The 20,894-nt window shown below is 38.5% G+C and carries 19 protein-coding genes; 5 read left to right on the forward strand and 14 right to left on the reverse strand.

The annotated features are described in order from the left end of the window. Window positions 1-54: 54 nt before the first annotated feature. The 4 genes from GJB62_RS16310 to GJB62_RS38025 form a co-directional block, all read right to left on the reverse strand. Window positions 55-729, reverse strand: coding sequence for a PEP-CTERM sorting domain-containing protein (locus GJB62_RS16310; RefSeq protein WP_114083010.1), 675 nt, complete (start codon window positions 727-729; stop codon window positions 55-57). Between the two features lie 259 nt (window positions 730-988). Next, window positions 989-1,612 (reverse strand): DUF642 domain-containing protein, encoded by a 624-nt coding sequence (locus GJB62_RS16315; protein WP_159402524.1) that lies wholly within the window; start codon window positions 1,610-1,612, stop codon window positions 989-991. A 62-nt stretch (window positions 1,613-1,674) separates the two neighbouring features. After that, window positions 1,675-2,529, reverse strand: a complete 855-nt coding sequence (gene modA / locus GJB62_RS16320; RefSeq protein WP_114083008.1) for a molybdate ABC transporter substrate-binding protein — start codon at window positions 2,527-2,529, stop codon at window positions 1,675-1,677. 452 nt (window positions 2,530-2,981) lie between these two features. Then, window positions 2,982-3,110, reverse strand: a complete 129-nt coding sequence (locus GJB62_RS38025; protein WP_258551453.1) for a hypothetical protein — start codon at window positions 3,108-3,110, stop codon at window positions 2,982-2,984. Between the two features lie 158 nt (window positions 3,111-3,268). Here GJB62_RS38025 and GJB62_RS16325 point away from each other — a divergent pair, with 158 nt between their 5' ends. Continuing rightward, complete coding sequence (locus GJB62_RS16325) at window positions 3,269-3,670, forward strand: fasciclin domain-containing protein (protein ID WP_114083007.1); 402 nt, start codon at window positions 3,269-3,271, stop codon at window positions 3,668-3,670. A 155-nt stretch (window positions 3,671-3,825) separates the two neighbouring features. On the opposite strand, the gene sfsA is transcribed toward GJB62_RS16325, so the two are convergent. From sfsA to GJB62_RS37060, 3 genes are read right to left on the reverse strand one after another with little or no spacing between them, the layout of a single operon-like run. After that, window positions 3,826-4,551, reverse strand: a complete 726-nt coding sequence (gene sfsA / locus GJB62_RS16330) for a DNA/RNA nuclease SfsA (RefSeq protein ID WP_114083006.1) — start codon at window positions 4,549-4,551, stop codon at window positions 3,826-3,828. A gap of 39 nt (window positions 4,552-4,590) precedes the next feature. Then, complete coding sequence (locus GJB62_RS37055; RefSeq protein WP_179071338.1) at window positions 4,591-5,319, reverse strand: transposase; 729 nt, start codon at window positions 5,317-5,319, stop codon at window positions 4,591-4,593. Further along, on the reverse strand, window positions 5,316-5,786 hold the full coding sequence (locus GJB62_RS37060) for a hypothetical protein (protein WP_114081799.1): 471 nt from the start codon (window positions 5,784-5,786) through the stop codon (window positions 5,316-5,318). Before GJB62_RS37060 ends, GJB62_RS37055 begins: the two co-directional genes overlap by 4 nt. Before the next feature lie 331 nt (window positions 5,787-6,117). Between GJB62_RS37060 and GJB62_RS16340 the strand changes: the two genes are divergently transcribed. After that, complete coding sequence (locus GJB62_RS16340; RefSeq protein WP_114081380.1) at window positions 6,118-6,786, forward strand: 2OG-Fe dioxygenase family protein; 669 nt, start codon at window positions 6,118-6,120, stop codon at window positions 6,784-6,786. Window positions 6,787-6,788: 2 nt separating this feature from the next. Here GJB62_RS16340 and GJB62_RS16345 read toward each other — a convergent pair whose 3' ends face one another. Then, the gene (locus tag GJB62_RS16345; protein WP_114081379.1) at window positions 6,789-7,937 is read right to left on the reverse strand and encodes a DUF711 family protein; all 1,149 of its coding nucleotides are present in this window, start codon (window positions 7,935-7,937) and stop codon (window positions 6,789-6,791) included. 263 nt (window positions 7,938-8,200) lie between these two features. Between GJB62_RS16345 and GJB62_RS16350 the strand changes: the two genes are divergently transcribed. Then, window positions 8,201-9,469, forward strand: a complete 1,269-nt coding sequence (locus tag GJB62_RS16350) for a tetratricopeptide repeat protein (RefSeq protein ID WP_114081377.1) — start codon at window positions 8,201-8,203, stop codon at window positions 9,467-9,469. A gap of 134 nt (window positions 9,470-9,603) precedes the next feature. Here the strand turns inward: GJB62_RS16350 and GJB62_RS16355 are convergent, their stop codons facing one another. From GJB62_RS16355 to GJB62_RS16370, 4 genes are all read right to left on the reverse strand, one after another. Beyond that, complete coding sequence (locus GJB62_RS16355; protein WP_114081376.1) at window positions 9,604-11,202, reverse strand: B12-binding domain-containing radical SAM protein; 1,599 nt, start codon at window positions 11,200-11,202, stop codon at window positions 9,604-9,606. Between the two features lie 317 nt (window positions 11,203-11,519). Beyond that, complete coding sequence (locus tag GJB62_RS16360; RefSeq protein ID WP_114081375.1) at window positions 11,520-12,476, reverse strand: NAD(P)-dependent oxidoreductase; 957 nt, start codon at window positions 12,474-12,476, stop codon at window positions 11,520-11,522. A gap of 165 nt (window positions 12,477-12,641) precedes the next feature. Continuing rightward, entirely contained in the window at window positions 12,642-13,703 is a 1,062-nt protein-coding gene (hemE, locus tag GJB62_RS16365; RefSeq protein ID WP_114081374.1) for a uroporphyrinogen decarboxylase, read from the reverse strand. 647 nt (window positions 13,704-14,350) lie between these two features. Continuing rightward, the gene (locus tag GJB62_RS16370; protein ID WP_114081373.1) at window positions 14,351-15,031 is read right to left on the reverse strand and encodes a PEP-CTERM sorting domain-containing protein; all 681 of its coding nucleotides are present in this window, start codon (window positions 15,029-15,031) and stop codon (window positions 14,351-14,353) included. A 723-nt stretch (window positions 15,032-15,754) separates the two neighbouring features. On the opposite strand from GJB62_RS16370, the gene GJB62_RS16375 reads away from it, so the two are divergent. After that, window positions 15,755-16,471, forward strand: a complete 717-nt coding sequence (locus tag GJB62_RS16375) for a hypothetical protein (RefSeq protein WP_114081372.1) — start codon at window positions 15,755-15,757, stop codon at window positions 16,469-16,471. Between the two features lie 21 nt (window positions 16,472-16,492). On the opposite strand, the gene GJB62_RS16380 is transcribed toward GJB62_RS16375, so the two are convergent. Then, a complete protein-coding gene (locus GJB62_RS16380; protein WP_114081371.1) occupies window positions 16,493-17,812 on the reverse strand; it encodes an ABC transporter substrate-binding protein in 1,320 nt (439 codons plus the stop codon). A gap of 716 nt (window positions 17,813-18,528) precedes the next feature. On the opposite strand from GJB62_RS16380, the gene GJB62_RS16385 reads away from it, so the two are divergent. Beyond that, on the forward strand, window positions 18,529-19,302 hold the full coding sequence (locus tag GJB62_RS16385; protein WP_114081370.1) for a putative sugar O-methyltransferase: 774 nt from the start codon (window positions 18,529-18,531) through the stop codon (window positions 19,300-19,302). Window positions 19,303-19,417: 115 nt separating this feature from the next. On the opposite strand, the gene GJB62_RS16390 is transcribed toward GJB62_RS16385, so the two are convergent. After that, window positions 19,418-20,857, reverse strand: coding sequence for a TylF/MycF/NovP-related O-methyltransferase (locus GJB62_RS16390; RefSeq protein ID WP_114081369.1), 1,440 nt, complete (start codon window positions 20,855-20,857; stop codon window positions 19,418-19,420). Between the last annotated feature and the right edge of the window lie 37 nt (window positions 20,858-20,894).

Consider the following 20,894-nt stretch of genomic DNA (forward strand, 5'->3'; position numbering starts at 1 on the left):
GATTAAGATTGTATAGCGATCGCTCTGTTGTTTTCTGAGAGTGACAAAAAAGGGCTATTCTTTCAAGCTAATTGTCTTCTTTTTCTTCAGCCATATTCCCAACAAGCCAGCAATTGCTATTCCTCCAATACTTGATGGCTCAGGCACAGCCAGAGGTTCTACACTCACATTATCCAAGTATAAAAAACCATAGCTAGCTCTACCACCCAACTTTAACTCTGTAGATGATTTTGTTGCCAAAAAATTCAAGTCATATTGTGTGAAAGGAGATCCAGCAACATTTATAGTATTTATTTTATCAAAGACTTTATTTCCATCGACAAATGCCTGAAATATATTATCAACTTGACTGCTATCTTCGTCTGTTCCTAAAAAGAAACTGAGATTATAGTTACTACCGATAGTTGTAGCCAAATTCTGAGATATATAAGCAGGATTTACAAACGAACCAATGGATAAACCTTGATTACCACTCTCATACTGAGGAAAATTGTTAATTCTAATCCCTGATGTATCGATCGGATCGCCAGATTTAATCCAGTCTGTAACATTAGGATTTGTAACGTTTGGATTATTAGGATCTACGAGAGGATCGATTTCAAAGCTTCCATTTCTAACAAGTTCTGCCGCTTGTGCTGCTGTATTACAAGTATTGGTAATCACAGCAGTGCTAATTAAGGTAGTGGTAAAACTAAAAACAATAATTGAGAGTTTTTGAGTTAACTTCATGAAACTTGACTCCAAATAATTACAATTTACGACAGTTAAAACAAGTTGATAGTTACATCTATGCTGGCTCTAATTAGTGCCAATAAAAATAAACACTTTATTCAGGTTGATAAGAGTTAACTATTCACCATAGATAATCTTTCCATAAACCGATTATGGAGTTTTTTAATCAGATGAATTTAAGCGGTATTCTCAACACTATAGAGCCAGATATCGCTTGGAATTTTAAGAGAATCAGGGTTGGCTTGCGAGCTGTGGTTTATTCATCCCCATCATCTATCTGATCACACTGAGAGTTTTCCCCTTGTTGATCTGTAGATTTGACACTCACATCATCCAAATATAAAAATGCATACTTGGCTTTGGAACCAAACTTGATCTCGGTGGATGTAGCTTTGGCTTTAAAATAAAAGGTGTATTGTGTGTAGGGTTGGTAAGAAGTATCCTTTTTCTTACAAACCTTATTTCCACCTACAAAAACCTTAAATTTATTCTTTAGGTCAGGTGCCTCTTCAGTGGATGCAAAATAGTAAGTAAGTTTGTAGTATTGATCGACAACTGTAGGGATAGTCTGTGATATGTAGCTCAAGTCTATAAATCCACCAAGCGATAAACCTTGGTTCCCAGTGTTAGAAAAATTGTCAATCCTAGTACCTGATGTATCTATCGGATCGCCAGTTTTAATCCATCCTGTAAGATTAGGATTTGTAGCGTTGGGATTATTAGGATCTACGAGTCCGTCGTTTTCAAATCCCCCGTTGGTAATCAGTTCTTGTCCTTCTGCTTGTGCTGCTGACTTATAAGTATTGGTAATAACAGCGGTATGAAGGAAAGCAGTGGTCAAACTACAAAAAATAATTGAGAGTTTTTTAGTGAACTTCACAAGACATAACTCCAAATAGTTCAAAATTCATGACAGCGAGTACTTGATTTACTTTGTAGTGATTAAGGCAAGATAAACCCGTAAGTATTTTTGAAGATATTCTGGGCAGTAGTACCACTTAAGTAGGTAGAAAAACTCTGTGCTGTCGATAAAACTGTAGTGTTGGCGAGTATACCCAGTGGATAGACAATCGGATCGCTTTCTGTTGTTAAAGCAGTTTCTACGACTCTTACCTTGGTAGAAATTGCAGCATCGGTTTTGTAAACTGCACCTGCATCAATAGTTTTACTTACGCCTCCAACTACAAGAGTTTTATTTTCAACAGCAGTTAAGACATTACGCACATTGCTAGCGAGGTATGTTTTAGGGCTAACAGTAGTGAAAATACCTCGGCTAGTAAGAACTTGTTTGGCATAATTTCCTGCTGGTACAACTGGCGGAGTACCTGTGTAGTCACCTATCGCGATGCCGGTAATGTTGGCGTTGGTCAAACCATTGAAGCTAGTCAGAGCAGCACTACCAGCACTAACAGGAGGTGTCGTAGGAGCAATCAAAACTAGACGGTTTTTAACAATGTTCTTACGGCTACCTGCAACTAATTTACTTGGGGTTGCATTTTGCAAGACATCTATTTGATCAGTAGCCGCAGAAATGAAAATATCTGCTGCTGCTCCTGCTTGTATTTGGCTAAGTAAGGTGCCAGAAGCACCAAAAGTATAGACAACATTAACACTTGGGTTAGCACTTTGGTACTGAGTCTTAATATCATTAAGCGCATTTGTTAAGCTGACAGCTGCAAACACTCTAAGTGTGGTTGTGGAGTTTGCTGGCGATAAATTGATAAACTGGGAGCCTATTACCAGCATCATGCTGGTAACTGCTGTAGCAATCCAAGCGATAAGTCTTCTTCTGTTCATGAAATTTATAGTTTGGGGAAAATATTACCTAAAAGTCTCATTGTTGACTTACCTGACTTACGTACAGGCAACAGAAAATAAACTGCATAGAATGCAGAGGATATGGATAAACCTCATTTAGAGAGAATTTTGGCGTAATTCCTACGCACGAAAAATCCTGGAAATAAACGGTCTCGCAACTGCTAAAAGCATTGGTTATGATGAGCCGTTATTATTTCCAAGTAGAATTACACAAACAAAAAGTGAAATGTATTTAGTGATGAAATAATATCAGTTAAACACGTTTATTACCAACATTTTTGGTTATCAAATCCTGACAAAAAGTTTGAATAAGGCAAGTCAAACTTTGAAAATCCCCTAAATTGCTTGTCCAGCATAGGTTTTTTAGTAAATTGGTCAAAAGCTACTAAGATACCTTTTTACCAACAAAGTATTTTTAAATGAGTTTTTGCCTAATTTAGTTGGTATTCTAATTGCTGTACTAATACTAGTGACAAGCGATCGCACTTACCGATGTGTAAAAAAGGAGCGATATCTGCGGCGGTAAACCACGAATCCAGGAGTGCTTGTAACTCACCCATATAGATCAACTACATATAATTCTCTCTTTGTATAAAAATATATATAAACTTTTATGCTATCAATAAAAAAATTGATTTGACATACGCCTAACGATAGATAGCTTTTATGGAAAGATAGTTTAGATTTGTAACAGGTTACACAGAACTAGGTAAAACACATGGCCAACATAATTGACACTGCCACTAACAATGGTTCTTTCAAGACACTAGTTGCAGCAATCCAAGCGGCTGGTCTGGTAGATACACTGAAAGGTGATGGCCCATTCACCGTCTTCGCACCCACAGATGAAGCATTTAACAAGCTTCCAGCAGGTACAGTAGACGCATTACTGAAAGATATTCCAAAGCTCAAGAAAATCTTGACCTATCATGTAGTCTCAGGTAAAGTACTGGCTGCTGATGTAGCTAAACTGAAGACAGCTAAAACAGTTGAAGGTTCAGATGTAAAAATTGACGCTTCTAATGGCGTTAAAATCAATGATGCAAAAGTTGCAACAGCAGATGTTGCTGCTGATAACGGTGTCATCCACGTAATTGACACAGTTTTGATTCCTGCATAAGCAAACTTCAGAATAGTGAATGCTATTTCTGGGGTGGCGACTACCTATAGTCGTTTCTTGATTAAAATCTGGTTGAATGTTTTTTAGTAAACACCAACTACCAACAAACCCATCTAGACAGGATCTAGATGGGTTTATTGTTTAATTAAGTATAATCAAATTTTGAGTTTTGCTAAACCCAAATAACGGATACCTTCGGGGGATATGTCAAAACGGCAAGGTAAGACTTCTAAACCAAGAGCGATCGCATCCCGCAATAATTTACCATAGACAGGATCTGTGCGATCGCCAGGGGAGAACTCGATACAATCACCGCGATTAATAAAGTAAAGCATCACCGCACGAGTTAAAGGTAGCAACGCCATTAGTTCTCGCAAGTGCTTTTGTCCTCTTGTAGTTTCCGTGTCGGGAAATAAAGCTAGTCTCCCCTCAGACAAAGTTGTATTTTTAACTTCTAAATAAATCGGGCGTTCCTCATCACTCCCCGTCAAGAAAAAATCTACTCGACTTTTTTTATCTAGCCCATAAACCACCTCGCCCTTGATTTGACTATACTCACCCAATTCTGGGAAAAGATATTTTGCCAAAGCTAGCTTTACTACCCGATTGGGCAAAAAAGTATTTATGCCTACCCAAGTCGGCTCATTGTCATGTACCTGAATGAGTTCTAAAGTGTAAGCCAATTTGCGGTTAAGATTATCGCTTTTGGAAAGCTGTACAGCACTTTGGGGAGTTGATACTCCAGTCATTGGCCCTGTATTAGGACAGTGTGCTGTCACTATTTCGCCAGAAGTAAGTTGAACGTCAGCAAAAAATCGCTTGTAACGCTTGAGTAAAATACCCGGATACAAAGGTGGGTAACGGTAAAGCCAATCCATCATTATAAAACCTTGGGGATTTGCAAGAAAATAAGATACCAATTAAACGGGGAAAATTGTGATATCCCATTTAGGTAGAGTTTCGGAAGGTTGCCAGAAGGTTTGGTAGTGTTCTAACTCTTGTGAGAGAACCTTGATTCCTTTTTCATAGGTTGCTTCAACACGGTGAACAATGGGTGCAATCCCTTTCCAAGTCATATTGGAAGCCCACTTGATGGCAACTTCAATCGAATCCAGAATTGCGCCATTCCAATAGTTCTCTAGGGCTGCCCAACACCTCTCTATGGGATTGTACTTGCTATGGTACGGAGGATAGTAAATCAGTCGGATTCTTAAATTAATTGCTTGAGACAGTTCAACCATACGTTTGATAAACTGTGTGCGGTTACTGCGAGTTGCTGCACCACCATCAAGGTCAATCACCCATTCATCATAATCTTGGTAATCGTGTTGATTCTCATACCACCAAGCAGTTAAACAATCGACAATAAAATCACTGGTTTCAGCCGACTGACCTAAGTAAATCGTAAGCTTTTCACTGTGTGTGTTGAGAATGCCAAAAGGAACTAAGACTGCCTCCCACTGTGTATCGTGGTCATCCGCAGCTTTTGCTTCCAGTGTTCGAGCTTTACCACCTCTGGAAAGATTGCCAATCTTCACCTTGGCTTTAGTATCGATAGAGACTCGCAACGATTTGGGATTCTCATCCGATGCCTGATTTTCCTGAAACACATTGTCGAAAATGGCATCTGTTTGCGGAATCTTTTTCAAGGGCTTTGTTTTTTGTGTTTTTTTAGGCGATACCCCAAGCTATTAAGAATCTTCCCCAGAGTTTGACGAGACGGCAATTGACTGTGGTCATAACCTATTTCACTGATTAATGCTTCTCGTACCGCTCTGGCACTGATACGAGCATATAGAAAGGTCGATTGAAATTTTGGATCTGCTTGGGCTTGAGCATCTACCAAAGAACAAATATCTGCTTCTAAATTGGGCAGAATCTCAACACTATTATGTCGTCCCCTTGCATGATAGTTATCCACACAGACTATCCCTGTCCGCCGTTCATGCAAGCCAAGTTGTACACAGGAGCGATTCCATCCTAAAACTGTTTCTGCAATGCGTGCTGAACTATCGAAGTAATCTTCAGTAACTTTTGCCATGAAGTCTCTTTTACAGCTGCCAGTTAGTTTCTTGGCTGCATCTTTGAAGGTAGATTTTATGGTGTCGGTAAGCATGAACCCTGTGATTCCAATTCTAGAAATTCAGAGCAAACGCGGGCAGATCCGCGCCTCCTATTCTTCTAGAATGACTGGTATTTTATTTTCTTGCAAGCCCCTTGTTGCTGCTAGTAAATATACGTCGATTCCTTACCCACCTAACTCTCAACAGTAAATCTTTGCAGCCGCAACTCCACCCTGTGACAGAAATCAAGCAACTTTATATATCATAGATTGTCAACTTTTGTAGTTAAATTAACAACATAGTAATAAAAAGTAGCATATACTAAGCATTATAAGCCTCCCATAAAAAATCCGGGAGATTTCAACGTGCAAGGAGGTAAATCCTATGCAAAAATTGGAGACAGCAACGGAATTAGAATATGCTTTTCTGTTTACTCTAAGAAAAGTAAATTCAATCAATCCAGAAGGTTTCAAGCCATTTTTTAGTAATATGCCTATTGATCCTTACATCAAAGGCAACTATCGTTCCAGAAGATTATCTCGGTTTACAGTTTCTGGAAATCAGTTAATCAAATTACCTCATGGCTATCTCTTTCAAAGTAAAGAGTATAATCCATTAGTGGGTGATATAAAAAGAGAGTTCGCAGAATTAGATGATGGACTCATAGAACTTGATATTTTTACAAATCTAGTCTTAGCATTTAGTGATTCTTGTAAACTTCATCCTGAAGCTGAAATCGGAGTTCATCAAATTAGAACTATTTGTTCAGCAGATAATTTGGGTAATCCAGCACCTGAAGGTATCCATCAAGATGGTACTGATTTTATCGGCATATTTTCAGTAGATAGAGATAATATTCAAGGTGGAGAAACACATCTATATGCTGCCAAAAAAGAAAATCCTGTATTTAGCAAAGTTTTAAATCCGGGAGAACTTTTATTAGTTAATGATCATGATTTTTTCCACTTCACCACTCCCATAAAACCACAGTATGACGCTCAAGGAAGTAGGGATGTTTTTGTACTAACTTCTCCTAGCTTGCTTTCGGAATAATTCTAGTCAAATGTAAATATTTTGCAATCTACGAGATATGGGGAATTGAATGTAGTCATTTCCCCAGCTTTTTTGTTTGGAATTGGAAATAATCTAGCTGAGAGTGGTTTATCTAACTTGATGGCTAAAGTTGCCATATCAATTAATAAAGCTGCAATTTTTTCTATCGTTATATCACCCGGAATCGGAACTGTATCCAGTCCACAACCACAAACTGCTGAATATAATAATAAATTTGTAATATCATAAGTTTGCTCATTAGCTCTGGTAGCCAGTCCCACATCTTCACAAACTGGAAGCATCAGCCCAGAGTAACCACAGATTTTTACTGATACATTTTTCAGTACACGAGTCAGCATACCAGAAATGCTGAGAGTTCCAGAATGCCCAAACTTACCATTAATCAATTTTTCATAAGCAAAAGCAATACTGTTTTTCTTATCCAAGGATGGGGCTAGAGAGGTATCGATTCCTGTATATGTAACGGCGAATCTATCAGATATTTTTTCGGCAATAACCGCAACTTGATTTAATTCAGATTTTAAAAGTAATTGCAGGTTTTGCTCTCCTGTTATCATATTTTTAGCTTGTGAAAATGCTTGCATTACCAAGTCACCTAACTCTAAACCTATAGCGAAAGATGTATTGCCTCTATGGTAGGCTGTAGGAAAAAATGGGATACCTGGCTGACAGTTTGCCCATGCACAAAAACGAAAATTACCATAACCATTTTCACTTTCTTGGGAAATACGTTTAATAACTTTAGCGGATTCCCTAGCATTCTCAAAATTGATACCAGTTTCACTGTCGCCAATTTTGCTAGAGCAATAAATAATCGATGTATTTTTGTTGATATCTGGAATTATATTTATAGTTTCAGGTTTGCTGGCATAACCAATATTGAAAAAGCTGATATTCAAACTTTGGCAAAGTTTTTCTAGAGTTTGAATTCCATTGATAATTTCAATTTTCGACAAGCCTTGCAGATATTCTTCCCAGCTATTAGTGGCGATTCTAGTTGTTTGTACTTCATATCCTTGTTTTTCAAAGAGAATCTTTGCTTGCTGATTAAAGTCAGCAGCTTGCTTAATTGTTTCCTGATCTTGTAAAGATTGAAGTGATATACCTGTTGTGATAGTTCTGATTTTCATTGGTATAACTCATTATTGATAAGATTAATCAAAGTTTTAGCCAAGATTTGTACTAAATCTAACTGCAAAACCTGGAGTGTACAATATTCAATTGCATGAATATCGCCAATAAAATTTACGGGGTTTGTTCGTTTTAATTCACGGCAAATCCAAAATGAAGCAAAGCTACGCTGAATACTTAGAATATTAAGAGTAAGTGGATAGGTTAGGCTACGAAGCAAGCTTGCTGGAATTCAACTAACTGAATCAACCAAACAAATGTTATGAATGACGAATTTTACAATAGAGGATTGGAAAAGGCTAGGCGAAAAGACTACGCTGGAGCAATTGAGGAATTTAGCCATGCTGTACAACTGACACCTTACTTTGCCGAAGCTTACTTGCAAAGGGGTTTAGCATATTATGACTCAGGAGCAATCCTTAAGGCTGTTTCAGATTATACTGAAGCTCTGAAACTTAATCCTGAGAGTGTAGAAGCATATTATTGTCGTGCATTGGCTAGGGTGGCGCTGAAAAATTTACCAGGGGCGCTGGAAGATGTTGAACGCGCTATTCGTCTCAATCTCAATTATGCTGCGGCTTATAATCTGCGGGGAATGGTGCGGCGCAAACAGGGTTATCTTCAAGATGCGATCGCTAACTTTAAAAAGGCTGCACAATTATATCTTGAACAACAGGATAAAGAAAACTGTCGCCTGTGTCTGGAACGAATTAAACAGCTACAACCCCAAGAATTACCTGTTGTACAACAATCGCATTCGCCAAATGCGCCGATTTTATCCACCAATGATTATTTCACCCAGTTATTAGAAAAAGCTGAAAAGGGAGATACTCAAGAGGCACTGGCCGATTTAAACTGGGTATTAAAAGCCGATTCACAAGATGCCCAAGCTTACTGCTGTCGTGGGGTTGTGCGTTGTAAAATGGGAGATTATCGAGAAGCGATCGCAGATTTTAATCAAGCATTGCGACTAAATTTTCAAGATGCCATTGTCTACCGCAACCGAGGTAAAGCCCGTTCTATATTGGGAGATCATCAAGGTGCGATCGCGGATCTTAATCAAGCACTCCAAATACAACCACAAGATCCTCTAGTTTATATTGCCAGAGGTAATGCCTATCGCACAACGGGCAACTATCTGGGTGCAATTCAAGATTACACCCAAGCGCTGCAAATCAATCCTGATGATGCTCAAGCTTACTACAATCGTGGCATTGCCTTTACTTGTTTAGAAGAAATGCAAAATGCCGTGGAAGATTATCAACGGGCGGCGAGTATTTTTTGTGAACAAGAAGACTGGGGAAATTATCAACAAGTTTTAAGTAGCCTAGAAAAAATCCAAAAATTTAGTCCCCAGTCAAAAAAGCAAAAGTATAACATGCTACATCAGCGACTTTTGGGCATGGTTGGGGGATATTGGGAAATTGCCGAAAGATTGATTCAGCAAAAACAGGATTATCATCCTGGAATGTCAGACGAGTGGTATTTGCAAAGAGTGATTGATGATTTAGAACGCGATCGCGGTAGATAAAATATGAAGAAGGCAGGAGGAAAACTGGCCTCTGCAATAACTATTTTCATTTATAAATGCCACTAGCTATAAACGCAAATTCACCCGTACAAGTGTACGGGTGAAGATGCGGATTTGCTTATCTGTTACCGCGCTTAACTAACTACCGCTTCAGCTTTTTCCTCTGCTTTTTCCTTCACTAGCACATAAGGCGTTTCTGCACCTTGTGCGAGATATTCAGCTAGCTGACTTTCAATTTGATCGCGCACAATTTGCCGATACTCTAGAAAATGCTCGTTGTGGGCGCAAGCAGAGATGTAATGCTCAATCACTCCAGGGTTACGCTTGAGAATGCTAAACAAATGGTGCCAGAACTTCCAACGGGTTTCCCGTTTGATTCCTTGTCGCCAAATTACAATCAGCAACGCTTTGACAACTATCCACTCTGGCATTTTTGCTGGCGCTTTCCAACTCGGTAAACCCATCATTAAGAAACAACGATAGGTACGATCCAAGTAATTTACTGGATCGTATAAAGTACAAAATGCTTCAACATATTCTCTAGCAAGTTCTTCTAACGGACGGGTGGGCAAGAAGTTCATCAACGTTGTTTGGTTGATGTTGCCATCTTGATTTTCCCGCAGTCGTCCTTCTTTTTTCAGACGATGCCAAAGCGCGGTGTTAGGTAACGCTTGCAACATTGCAAAGGTAGTAGAGGGAATAGCTGCTTGTTCAGCAAAGCGGACAATGCGATCGCCTGCGCCTGCTTTTTCGCCATCAAAGCCGATAATAAACCCAGCCATTGGGCGCAATCCCGCTTTGATGATGGTTTCCACTGCCTCAGTTAGAGAACTGCGAGTATTTTGAAACTTCTTAGTCATTTGCAAACTATCCTCATCCGGCGTTTCGATTCCCAAAAACACCGCCGAGAAACCAGACTCAACCATCAACTCCAACATTTCAGCGTCTTGGGCTAAGTCAATTGAAGCTTCCGTGTCAAATCGGAAGGGATATTTGTGTTCTGCCATCCAGACTTTTAACTCTTTCAGCAACAATTTTACATTTCGTTTGTTGCCAATAAAGTTGTCATCCACCATGAACACACCCCGCCGCCAACCCAATTCATAGAGGCAATCTAACTCTGCTAACAGTTGGGCTGGGGTTTTGGTGCGTGGTTTGCGTCCGTAGAGAACAATAATGTCACAAAATTCGCACTGGAAGGGACACCCGCGCGAAAACTGCACCGACATCATGTCATAAGCATTCAATTCCAATAAATCAAAGCGGGGTATTGGCGTGCTTGTGACATCAGGTTTTTCTGTGGCGCGGAAAGTGCCAGATGTATCTCCGCGTTGAACTGCCTCAATAAACATGGGGAGAGTGATTTCCCCTTCATCCAGAATCAGAAAATCTGCGCCAACATTTTCAACTTCGTGAGGTACAGAGGTGGGGTAGGGGCCGCCAACTGCAACTAACTTGCCACGTTTTTTAGCTTCCTGGATTTGTTCAAGTAAATCTTGCTTCTGGACAATCATCGCAGACAGAATTACTATATCTGCCCATGCCCACTCTTCTTCTGTTGCTGCGCGGATGTTGCGATCTACCAGCTTGAATTCCCATTCTTGGGGCAGAATCGCCGCTACTGTGACTAAACCCAGAGGTGGTAATAAAACTTTGCGATCGACTAACTCTAAGATTTTTTCATAAGACCAAAAAGTTTTAGGAAATATTGGATACACTAACAAGATTCGCATGTAGTATCAATCCTCACACTTTGATTGTTATCCCACTCTAACGAAAATAAAGAGCTATTGACTTTTTATTAAAGTTGTTTTATCTTACCACCGATATTTTTTCCTTTAATGGGCGGCTAGCAACTGGAATTCTTGCAGCTAATCGGCAAAAAGAAAAGTATGTTAAAGCAGGAATCAGGAGATTTCTGGTTTCTCTAACTACGACCAGGCTGCAAACTAAATTCATATCAGTAGGACTTAGGCGAAGAACTGGCAGCTTCTGTCGGCTGATCTTTGCCAGAAATGACCGTTATCATTAGCAAATAATAGATATTTTCTCAATCAGCACGTTCAACGCCACTAATTTTTAAAACATCACTCATGGTTGCACAATAATTTGGCAAGCCAAAACTATTGGGATTTATGAATTTTTCATAAGTGAAATGCCGATAGTTCATGCAAAATCTATCCCAAGCAGCCATTTGAATACGAAACAGAACAATAATCAAATTAGCCAATGCTATAGAGATGGGAATGCGAAAGTAAATCTTTTTCCCCAGATAAGCACAAACTTGTTCTACTGCTTGATTAGCAGTTGACGGTGCTTGACCCAAAACAAGCCGACGTGGTTGATCGTTTTTGGCAGGATGATCGATTAAATATCGCACTACAGTGGCAATATCTTGTGCGTGGATAAAGTGAAAACTGCCATCTGCTTCCAAAAAACGAATCACATTAATATATTTCGTCACTTCTGTAATACCAGATGTGACAGCAGAATAGGGTTTATTCGCATTACCGCCCAATACTATAGTCGGAAAAACTGTGGTAATTTTGGGTGCGATCGCTAATTTTTCTTTTTTCTGTAAGCACTCATATTTGGAACGGATGTAATCTGTCCCAATTTCCCCGGCTTCTTTTAATGGTTGATTGTAGCGATCCAAAACGCTAGCTGTCGAAAAATAAATCACCTGCTGGCAACGTTCTGGATCTAGTAATTCGAGCAATTCTATAGTCTTGACGACATTAATATCAAATGTTTCATCACCACCCCAAGCTGTGGCGGTGAGTACCGCCGTATCAATTGTGGATAGTAAATCGGCAAACTGGCGAATATTTTGCATATCACCTTGTAAAACGTTGATACCTGAACGGGCTTTAGTATCAACTTGCAGTTTGCTTGGATTCCTAACTAGCAGATACAGTTCGTGATCTGTTTCTTTAATTAAGGCTTCTGTTAAATAATGACCTACACAACCACTTGCACCAGTCACTAAAATCCGTTTCTGGCTCATAGAGAATTTATAAAGCGTTAGGAGTTAAAACTAAAGAGTTAAGAATAAAGTTAAAAGTTCCGAATTGCAACTGATAACTCTGGAAATTTTAGATTTTGAATTTTGGATTTTGGATTGAAAGAAAAATCTAAAATCTAAAATCTAAAATCTAAAATTGTATGACTCCTAATTCTTAACTCCTGCAAGATTCAATTCCTTTGCGGTTTCAAAGAAGAAAGCGACATTTTCTTCGGGAGTTTCTGGAAGGACACCGTGACCGAGATTGAGAATATGACCCCAATTACCAGCTTTGCGAACGGTATCGAGAATGCGATCGCGGATAAACTGTTTAGAGCCGAATAGCACGCCTGGGTCAAGATTTCCTTGAACTTTGACTTGCTTACCCAATCTTGCCCGTGCGTCTGCCATATCCACTGCCCAGTCTACACTGACAATATCAGCGCCAGATTGTGCCATTCTTTCCAACACACCCGCACTACCACTAACTAGCAAAATCAATGGTGTATCGGGGTGGGTTTGCTTAATCTGCTGGAAAACTCGCTGCTGATAGGGGAGAGCAAAGGTGTCATAATCTTGAGGACTCAATTGACCCGCCCAAGAATCGAACATTTGCACAACTTGAGCGCCAGAGTCAATTTGGTAGCGGGCATAGATGGCGATCGCATCTGCTAATTTAGTTAACAGTTGATGCAGTATCGTCGGATCTGAGAATGCCATGTTTTTGATGATGGAGTAGGTTTTAGAACCTTTTCCCTCAACTGCATAAGCTGCTAAGGTCCACGGCGCACCCACAAAGCCTAACACCGTTGATTTATCGCCTACTTCAGAACGCAACGCTTGTAAAATTGTCTTGATAAATGGTAGAGCTGCTTCTGGTTCTAAGGGATGCAGACGATCAATTTGTTCTTGAGTGCGGAGGGGGGAGTGAATGATTGGCCCTTTACCTTCCGCAATATCCATGTCAATGCCCAAACCAGGTAATGGGGTGACAATATCAGAAAATAAAATTACTCCATCTGGTTGGAAGGCTTTCCACGGTTGCAAGGAAACTTCAATTGCTACATCTGGTATTTCCGAGCGATCGCGAAACGAAGGATACTTCTCTCTTAAGTCTCGATATGCTTTCATATATCGTCCCGCTTGTCGCATCATCCATACAGGGGGACGATCTACTACTTCACCGCGAGCAGCCCGTAAGAGATGAGGAGTTGTTGAAGGAACACCCATTTATCACTTCATCCTAAGTCACAATTTTTATGCCACTGTTTAGCTTATCATTCTAGGATTACGCTTTTTCAACAGGTTGGCAGCAAAAGGGTAATAGTAGGGCAAACGCATCTAAATTGATTGCTCTTGATCGCAACCAAGGTTAAGAAACAACGAAAAAATCAGCATTTCTCGTTTGGTTTAGTTTCCAAGTCTCAAAGCGATGTCTACGATGGAATACACCTAAAGCTTTAGCAACAAGCATCGGCTAATAAGATTCTATTTGCAATATAATACTCTTATTGACATAATGCGACCGCCCTGCACAAACTATTGAACACTCATTAATAGAGCTTCTACTACTAAATATATTTCAATTGTCTAACTAAGTAGAAATAAAAAATATTTTCAAAGTTTTATATATAAATATGAATTTTAATGTTAAAAAATAATGAGATCAAAAATACGTTTTCAGGGTTTTTCATTCTCATGAATGATTTAAGATTGCTCATAGTATTCTCTTATGTTTTGGTACGAGAAAAACAATTCGTACTGTATAAAGAATGCCGTGATATCGCCAAGCTGTAAAAAGTAAAAGATGTGTATCGAAGCACAGCCTCGATACACATTATTAAGGATTTTATACGGCTATCCTGATAAATTTATCTTTACATTGTCACTTTACGTTGTGAGCGTTTGAAGAGTGAAGTCATACCACAAGCACCAATTGCTAACACACCTAACATCGCATTAGATTCGGGAACGCTCTTGGCTAGTCTATAGGCATGGTTATCTGTTTCAAAAGCAACACCATTTGAGCGCATCATAACTCGATCAAATGTTTCTCCTGTGTCAGCTACAAGATTGATAAACATATTAGCTTGAGTGCTAGTCCAACTACCATTAGCTATAGCAGTTGGCACATCTGCACCACTAAAAGTCTTTACCAACTGATTACCTTTGTAAATGTCAACAAAGTTGTAATCATCCAATGAACCTGCATAAAAACCGAAGTAATTAACAGCTTCTTTGAAGTTAATATTGACAAAACCACTGTTGCCTGCAACATTAGTATTTTTTGGAGCAATTGTTAGAAATTTGGTGTTATCCCCATAAGGTGAGGCGTATTGACCAGATACGCTACCTTGAACAATGTTACTAGTAATATTAGAGTAAGTAACAAATCCATTAGGATCATTTGCGGTGCCATCGTCAAAGGTGACAGTTTTAGCATCAGCATAGCTAGAGAACGGGCCAGTATTGACTTGCAGAGTTACGGCACTAGCTGGATTTGCACTGACGATCACAGCAGTTGTTCCGAGTAAAGCCAAGGAGATTTTTTGCAGCATTCGAATAATAAACCTTGAAGAACACAAAGATAATTAAGACTGAACTTTTCTTGAAACCTAGCTATATAAAACTAGTTTCATTACTCGAACAACCTAGAAGAAAATCAAGAAGTATTATTTCTTTCTATATGACTGTTGTCGAGTACAACAAGCTCGAAGATGTAAGTTTATCTTGATGCTTTGTAATACTATTGTGATTTTTTCAACTCGCAAAAGATACGGTATATACACCAAAATTTCTTTAAAGATTAAGTGAAGGGTCTTGTGCAATTTTAGTGAGCAGGACAAACGCATCTAAGATTACTCTTGATCGCAACTAAGGTTAAAAGATTATTTATAAAGTAAAAATAAAATTTCTTTAAGGAAGCCACTGCGTTGGGTGATACCGACTTGTACCCCTACGGAGAAGTAAGCTACGCTCTTAGCATTCCCACATGGTAGCAACTGGCGTTGTGTTAGGCATATATCTATGACGGGCGACTCTTAACCTTTTAGCAATAAGCTTAATTTAATGAGATTAGCTCACAGTTTATTGAGAATCAACTGCCATTATTGACATAATAGACTCGCTTTTGGAGAGTGGCAAATAATAGAAAATAGGGACTGACGAGTAAGAAATAGGATAAAACAAGAATCAATATTTAACTGAGGAGTGGGCATTAGTCATTCTCCCTGCTTCCCTATCTTCCTAATCTCCCTATTCCCTCGCTACCCTAATTTCTTATGGAAACTGACTCTAATAGTCCCGATCGTGTTGGATCTGCTAAAAACGAGCTTAATTCAGGAAACTTTTTGATTCCGCGATCGCAGCGACAGAGGTTCTTTATTCAGTTTACCTTAATGACCCTGATTGGATGGGTTGTGGGTGGCGTTGCCAGTATCGCCTTAGAAAAAATTATTCTCCAAAGCTCACCGAGTATTGCTCTCCAGGCACAAACATGGAGTATTTTGGTCAGAAGTCTCAGTAACGTTGTATTTGCCGTAATTTTTGCTGCTGACCAAGCCCTGATTGTTTACCGATATTTACCGGGTTTACAATGGCTATTTGCGACTAGCGTCGGTTGGCTGATTGCCAACGGTGTTTCTACAGCCTGGATTCACTACATTTCATCCATAGCCTCATCATCACCTGAAGAAACTTTTATTTTCGGATTCTTATCTGCGATCGCATATATAATTTCGGGTGTTTGGCTAGGGCTTTGCCAATGGCTGGTACTGAGGCGATATACAGCAGGTATTTGGTGGTGGAATTTTTTACCCTCAATTGCTTTCTTATTAATTACTATTTTGGTTTGGTTGCTTTTTATGGTGCAAAATCTGATTCCAGAAGCAAGCCGTAATTTTATATTGTATTGGAGTGGACAAGGGCTTACGGCAGTCATACTGGGAGCTATACCAGCAATTGGTTTGTGTACATTAAAAAGAAATCCACATCGCTAAACTAGAGTTTCTTCAGGATTTTCATTTGTCATCCCAAATAAGTTCTAAACGTTCTTGTGCTGCCTTGAGTGCTTTTTCGGCAGACTCACCTAGTAATGTCGCCTCGATCGCTCGACCAAGACTGTCAGAAAGACGACTATATCCAGCAATAATTGGTCGAGGAAGTGCTACAGATATCTGCTCCATAAATACTTTTAAAACTGGTTTTTTGCTAATAAATTCCTTAAAAGCTTCACTTTGACCAGCTTTGATATTAACTGGTAAAAAACCCGTTCCGACACTCCATTCTTTTTGAAAGTCTTCACTCAAAACATACTCCAAAAATTTGAGTGCTGCTTTCTCTCTTGCTGGCGTGGTCTTCATTAGATACAATATTCCCGTCGCTGTCACCGTAGCAGGCTCAACACTTGCAGGTATAGGGAACACCTGATAATCAACATTAGACTTCATGATGTAAGTCCAAGGCCCTGTGATTTGCATCGCAACCCGGCCCGTGATAAAAGCATCCTCTTCATAACCACGTTCTGGAGGCGAAAGCATTACTGATCCATCTTTTATGAGGTTTTGCCAGAATTGCAAAGCACTAATAGCTGCCTGATTCGTTAAATTCGGACGGTTATTTGTCACTACCTCGCCGCCAGCACCCAATAAAAAAGGAAACCAACTAAAGACAGTCCATTCTCCCTTTCCTAAAGGCAGCAACATTCCGTACTGTTCAGGTTTATTATCACCATTCCGGTCTATGGTCAATTTTTTGGCGACTTCCCTTAACTCTTCCCAAGTTTTAGGAATTTGCGTAATTCCCGCAGCTTGAAAAAGTTTAGGTCGGTAAAAAATCCCTAAATTGCTCGTGTAAAGTGGAATTGACCAAAGATGACCGTCTAATTTTAATTCCTCCAATAGGTTGGGGCTAATTTCCGACTTCAATGGCAATTTGTCCAGCCATTCTTCTAAAGGTCGAATTGCCCCTAGTTCCATAAACTGACCTGTCAATTGAGGATCGAATGACAGAATATCTGGAGGTGTATTGCCCACAACTGCTGTTAATATCTTTGGCAATTGGGGTTGACCTATGAAGATAGATTCTACTTGGATATCAGTATGAGTTTGATTAAATTTATTTACTAGTTTGTTAAACACATCCCGATTAGCAGGAGGATTTACTGATTGCCATAAACTCAGATTAATTACTCTATCATTATTCTGGAATGTCCCCTGACAACCATATAAGAACATTAAAAATATACTCAGAATAATTCCTACCAGCGAAAACCGCCAAGCAGAATGGGTCGTCTGGCGGAAAGTTTTTTGAATTTGGGATTTAAAAAGAGTAAATTTCATGCCAAGTAGTTAATCAATTGCATTATCGGAAGGATGAAAAGTAAAATATATAATTATGAAGAATAAAGGATAATTGAAGACTTCATAGATAAATTAATAATGAAACTAAAAACTCCGTATGTAAGTATTTATGTTTATATATTTAATCTATTTTTATATGTGTTGAGTATCTATCAATTTACTCTTTTTAAAATACACCATAGTGTAGGCAATTTGATGAAGGTTAAATTGCTTACCTCTCAAATGTTCAAACTCATGTAAAGCTTTCTGATCCCGATTACCTGTGAGGTTTGTCAGACTTTGCGACTAAGATCAAAATGTGACCAACCTTGATTTTGTGCAGTTTCAGAAATAATTGGTATAATAATTTTTTCAATAACCGTAGTTACTCATCAGCATTATAATTATACCATTAGCGAGAACGCTGTCATAGAGAGTATTTGGGTTGTTTTATCCAAAATATTGAATCTCTAGCTGATGTATGGTAATTTTACACGTAAGAGTTGAGGTCAGTTTTGTAACTAAACTCTGAGGTAAGAGAACTATTAAGCATCGACCTCTATCACAGTATCTGCTTGGTAGCTTACAGAAGAACTATTCATAGACTCTTCTGTATTCAGCTTTTATTTATAAGTGACTTATGACTCTTCATTTATAGACTAGCTGGGCAACTAAGTTGAATAAATAGTTATGCCTAAATAAGGACAGTAGTAAGCATGAACTCCCAAGATAAGGTTTTACAAACCAGCCTGACTGACAATATTGACTATCCTGAATTCTGTTTAAAAGCTAGCTTGGATTCTTCCATATTTAAAGATTTTCGTCGCAATGAAATATACAAGATCGCATTAGAACACGACGACTTTGGTCAAGGCTTAGAGTATCTGGAAGCAACCAAAAATTCTTCCTCTAAGGTATTGAGTAAGATTAATGAATTTCTTAAAAATGATCGGATTGGTAATCCTATAGTTTTTGATTACGAGGGCATTGGTACAATCGCACCACCTACCCTGCGATACATAAAAATTCTGTCAGATTTGGAATCCGAATTTGGCACTCTAGACAACTTAAATATATGTGAAATCGGAGTTGGTTATGGAGGGCTATGTAGGATTGTCAGTAGTTATTTTAAGGTAAAAACCTATACGTTGGTTGATCTAAAACCAGTGCTAATGCTAGCTCAAAGATATTTAGATCATTACCCATTAAACACGACGATAGTCTATAAGACAATGAATGAATTACCTAAAGAGAATTATGATCTTGTAATTAGCAATTATGCCTTCACGGAACTGAGGCGAGAAATACAAGATATTTATCTAGAAAAGGTGTTTCTTTCTGCCACTAAAGGTTATATTACATACAATGAAATCAATCCAGAAGATTTTAATTCATATACAAAAGAAGAGTTAATTAAAATCATTCCTACAATCAGAGTCAATAAAGAAGTTGGCATATTAGACCCTGAAGATTGTACTTTAGTCTGGTAAAAAAATACCGGATTTATCCAAATTGAATAAAACTTAGGCAGATATTTAACAGACCAATACATAACTCAAAAATTAAGTGACATCCTTCTAAAAGTATTGGGCTGTTAAATATTATTTAACCCTTCTTAAACCACACCGCAGTGTAGTCAATTCGATGCAAGTTAAAATTCTCCTCTTTCAAACGCTCAAAGTCATGTAAGGCTTTTTGACAACCATCCCAATGGCCGTAGTCATCTACCTGAATCATCCCATTAATAACAACGCTATCATAGAGCGTATTGAAGATATCCATTGTTGATTCATACCAGTCTCCATCAGCGTGCATAAAAGCAATATTTCCTATTTCTGATTTATATTGAGGCAATGTATTAGCAAACAAACCCTTAACAGGTACAACAATATCTTGGACTTTTAACAATTGACAAATCGCTTGTATATTTTCTCCAATTGGAGCTTTTAAAGTGCCAACTCCAAACCCAGTTTCATTTGCAGGTATTCCATTATATATATCTATCTCCGTTGGTTCGGGCATTCCTTCAAAAGTATCACACGCATAAAGTAGACGTGGGCGCAAGCTGTATCGCTTAATTACCGATGCTAAAAGTGCTGCTGCTCCCCCTTTATAACTTCCACATTCAACAAAATTTCCGGGAATATCTTCTATACAAATTTTTTTTGCTAGAGAGTAAAGTGAAAATAAGCGTATTTCGCCCAATAAGGTATAAGGTCGGATAGCAGTAATAATTTCCATAAATTCATTTACTGAATCTGATGATAATTCACTTACATGATAGTTTTGTAAATGCTCTGGTACACTCCAATTAACATTTGGATCTGGCTGATGTTGGACTGGCTCAATATTGCCACGCCAAGCAACTCCCATAATCTGTCTTGTTTGATAAATCATTGTGTTCCACCCTTTTTGCTTTAAGTAATCTAAGCCTTGGGTAACATCGGGAGAATTTAAGTTATTAAATAGAATAAAAGCTTCTGTCTCTGCTAATTGTTCGCAGATAATTGCATAATTGAGTGGATTTATAGCTTCATTCGTTCCGTCAATAAAAATCAACGACCACTTGCGTTGTAATTGTTCAGCTAACTCCTCTATTTTTTGGGGAATATTACTACTTACTAAATTAACTGAGTCCAGGACACCTGCACATTGCAGAGAGTTAGTTACACTTTGATGAATATCTTTTCTGGCTAATAGAGCATCAATTACATCTAATTTTACTCCTGCTAATGCCAGATGACAGACAGACCAACCATACCAACAGCCAATAGCTAAAGCTTTTTTATCCCTAAACTTATGAGCAGTATTATAAAGAATATGTGCTTCATCCCGACTGAGAAATCCTACATTTGTTTCTCTTTTATCTACATACAGATTATGAGGAATTTCACGTTTTAGAGAATGCAAATCAGAAGTATTTATATCTTCTACAATCATATTGGGAAAACATTTATCTGGTTTGATAATTTCAAGCCCAACTGAAACATAATCTCCATCTGCTAACAATGCTCTGTCAATAAATTCTATCGTTTCTTTATTCATGATTCATTTTTCCTTAAATATCCTAATTTTTGCTGCT

Origin of the sequence: Nostoc sp. ATCC 53789, from assembly GCF_009873495.1 — a bacterium.
Lineage (GTDB): Bacteria > Cyanobacteriota > Cyanobacteriia > Cyanobacteriales > Nostocaceae > Nostoc > Nostoc muscorum_A.

Bases quoted from the DNA above. Each gene is read 5' to 3' on its own strand.
- GJB62_RS16390 (WP_114081369.1), bottom strand. From the start codon at position 20,857: ATGAATAAAGAAACGATAGAATTTATTGACAGAGCATTGTTAGCAGAT.
- GJB62_RS16375 (WP_114081372.1), top strand. From the start codon at position 15,755: ATGGAAACTGACTCTAATAGTCCCGATCGTGTTGGATCTGCTAAAAAC.
- GJB62_RS16370 (WP_114081373.1), bottom strand. From the start codon at position 15,031: ATGCTGCAAAAAATCTCCTTGGCTTTACTCGGAACAACTGCTGTGATC.
- GJB62_RS16325 (WP_114083007.1), top strand. From the start codon at position 3,269: ATGGCCAACATAATTGACACTGCCACTAACAATGGTTCTTTCAAGACA.
- GJB62_RS38025 (WP_258551453.1), bottom strand. From the start codon at position 3,110: ATGGGTGAGTTACAAGCACTCCTGGATTCGTGGTTTACCGCCGCAGAT.
- GJB62_RS16340 (WP_114081380.1), top strand. From the start codon at position 6,118: ATGCAAAAATTGGAGACAGCAACGGAATTAGAATATGCTTTTCTGTTT.
- hemE (WP_114081374.1), bottom strand. From the start codon at position 13,703: ATGGGTGTTCCTTCAACAACTCCTCATCTCTTACGGGCTGCTCGCGGT.
- sfsA (WP_114083006.1), bottom strand. From the start codon at position 4,551: ATGATGGATTGGCTTTACCGTTACCCACCTTTGTATCCGGGTATTTTA.
- GJB62_RS16355 (WP_114081376.1), bottom strand. From the start codon at position 11,202: ATGCGAATCTTGTTAGTGTATCCAATATTTCCTAAAACTTTTTGGTCT.
- GJB62_RS16310 (WP_114083010.1), bottom strand. From the start codon at position 729: ATGAAGTTAACTCAAAAACTCTCAATTATTGTTTTTAGTTTTACCACT.
- GJB62_RS16360 (WP_114081375.1), bottom strand. From the start codon at position 12,476: ATGAGCCAGAAACGGATTTTAGTGACTGGTGCAAGTGGTTGTGTAGGT.
- modA (WP_114083008.1), bottom strand. From the start codon at position 2,529: ATGAACAGAAGAAGACTTATCGCTTGGATTGCTACAGCAGTTACCAGC.
- GJB62_RS37060 (WP_114081799.1), bottom strand. From the start codon at position 5,786: ATGCTTACCGACACCATAAAATCTACCTTCAAAGATGCAGCCAAGAAA.
- GJB62_RS16345 (WP_114081379.1), bottom strand. From the start codon at position 7,937: ATGAAAATCAGAACTATCACAACAGGTATATCACTTCAATCTTTACAA.
- GJB62_RS16385 (WP_114081370.1), top strand. From the start codon at position 18,529: ATGAACTCCCAAGATAAGGTTTTACAAACCAGCCTGACTGACAATATT.
- GJB62_RS16380 (WP_114081371.1), bottom strand. From the start codon at position 17,812: ATGAAATTTACTCTTTTTAAATCCCAAATTCAAAAAACTTTCCGCCAG.
- GJB62_RS16350 (WP_114081377.1), top strand. From the start codon at position 8,201: ATGAATGACGAATTTTACAATAGAGGATTGGAAAAGGCTAGGCGAAAA.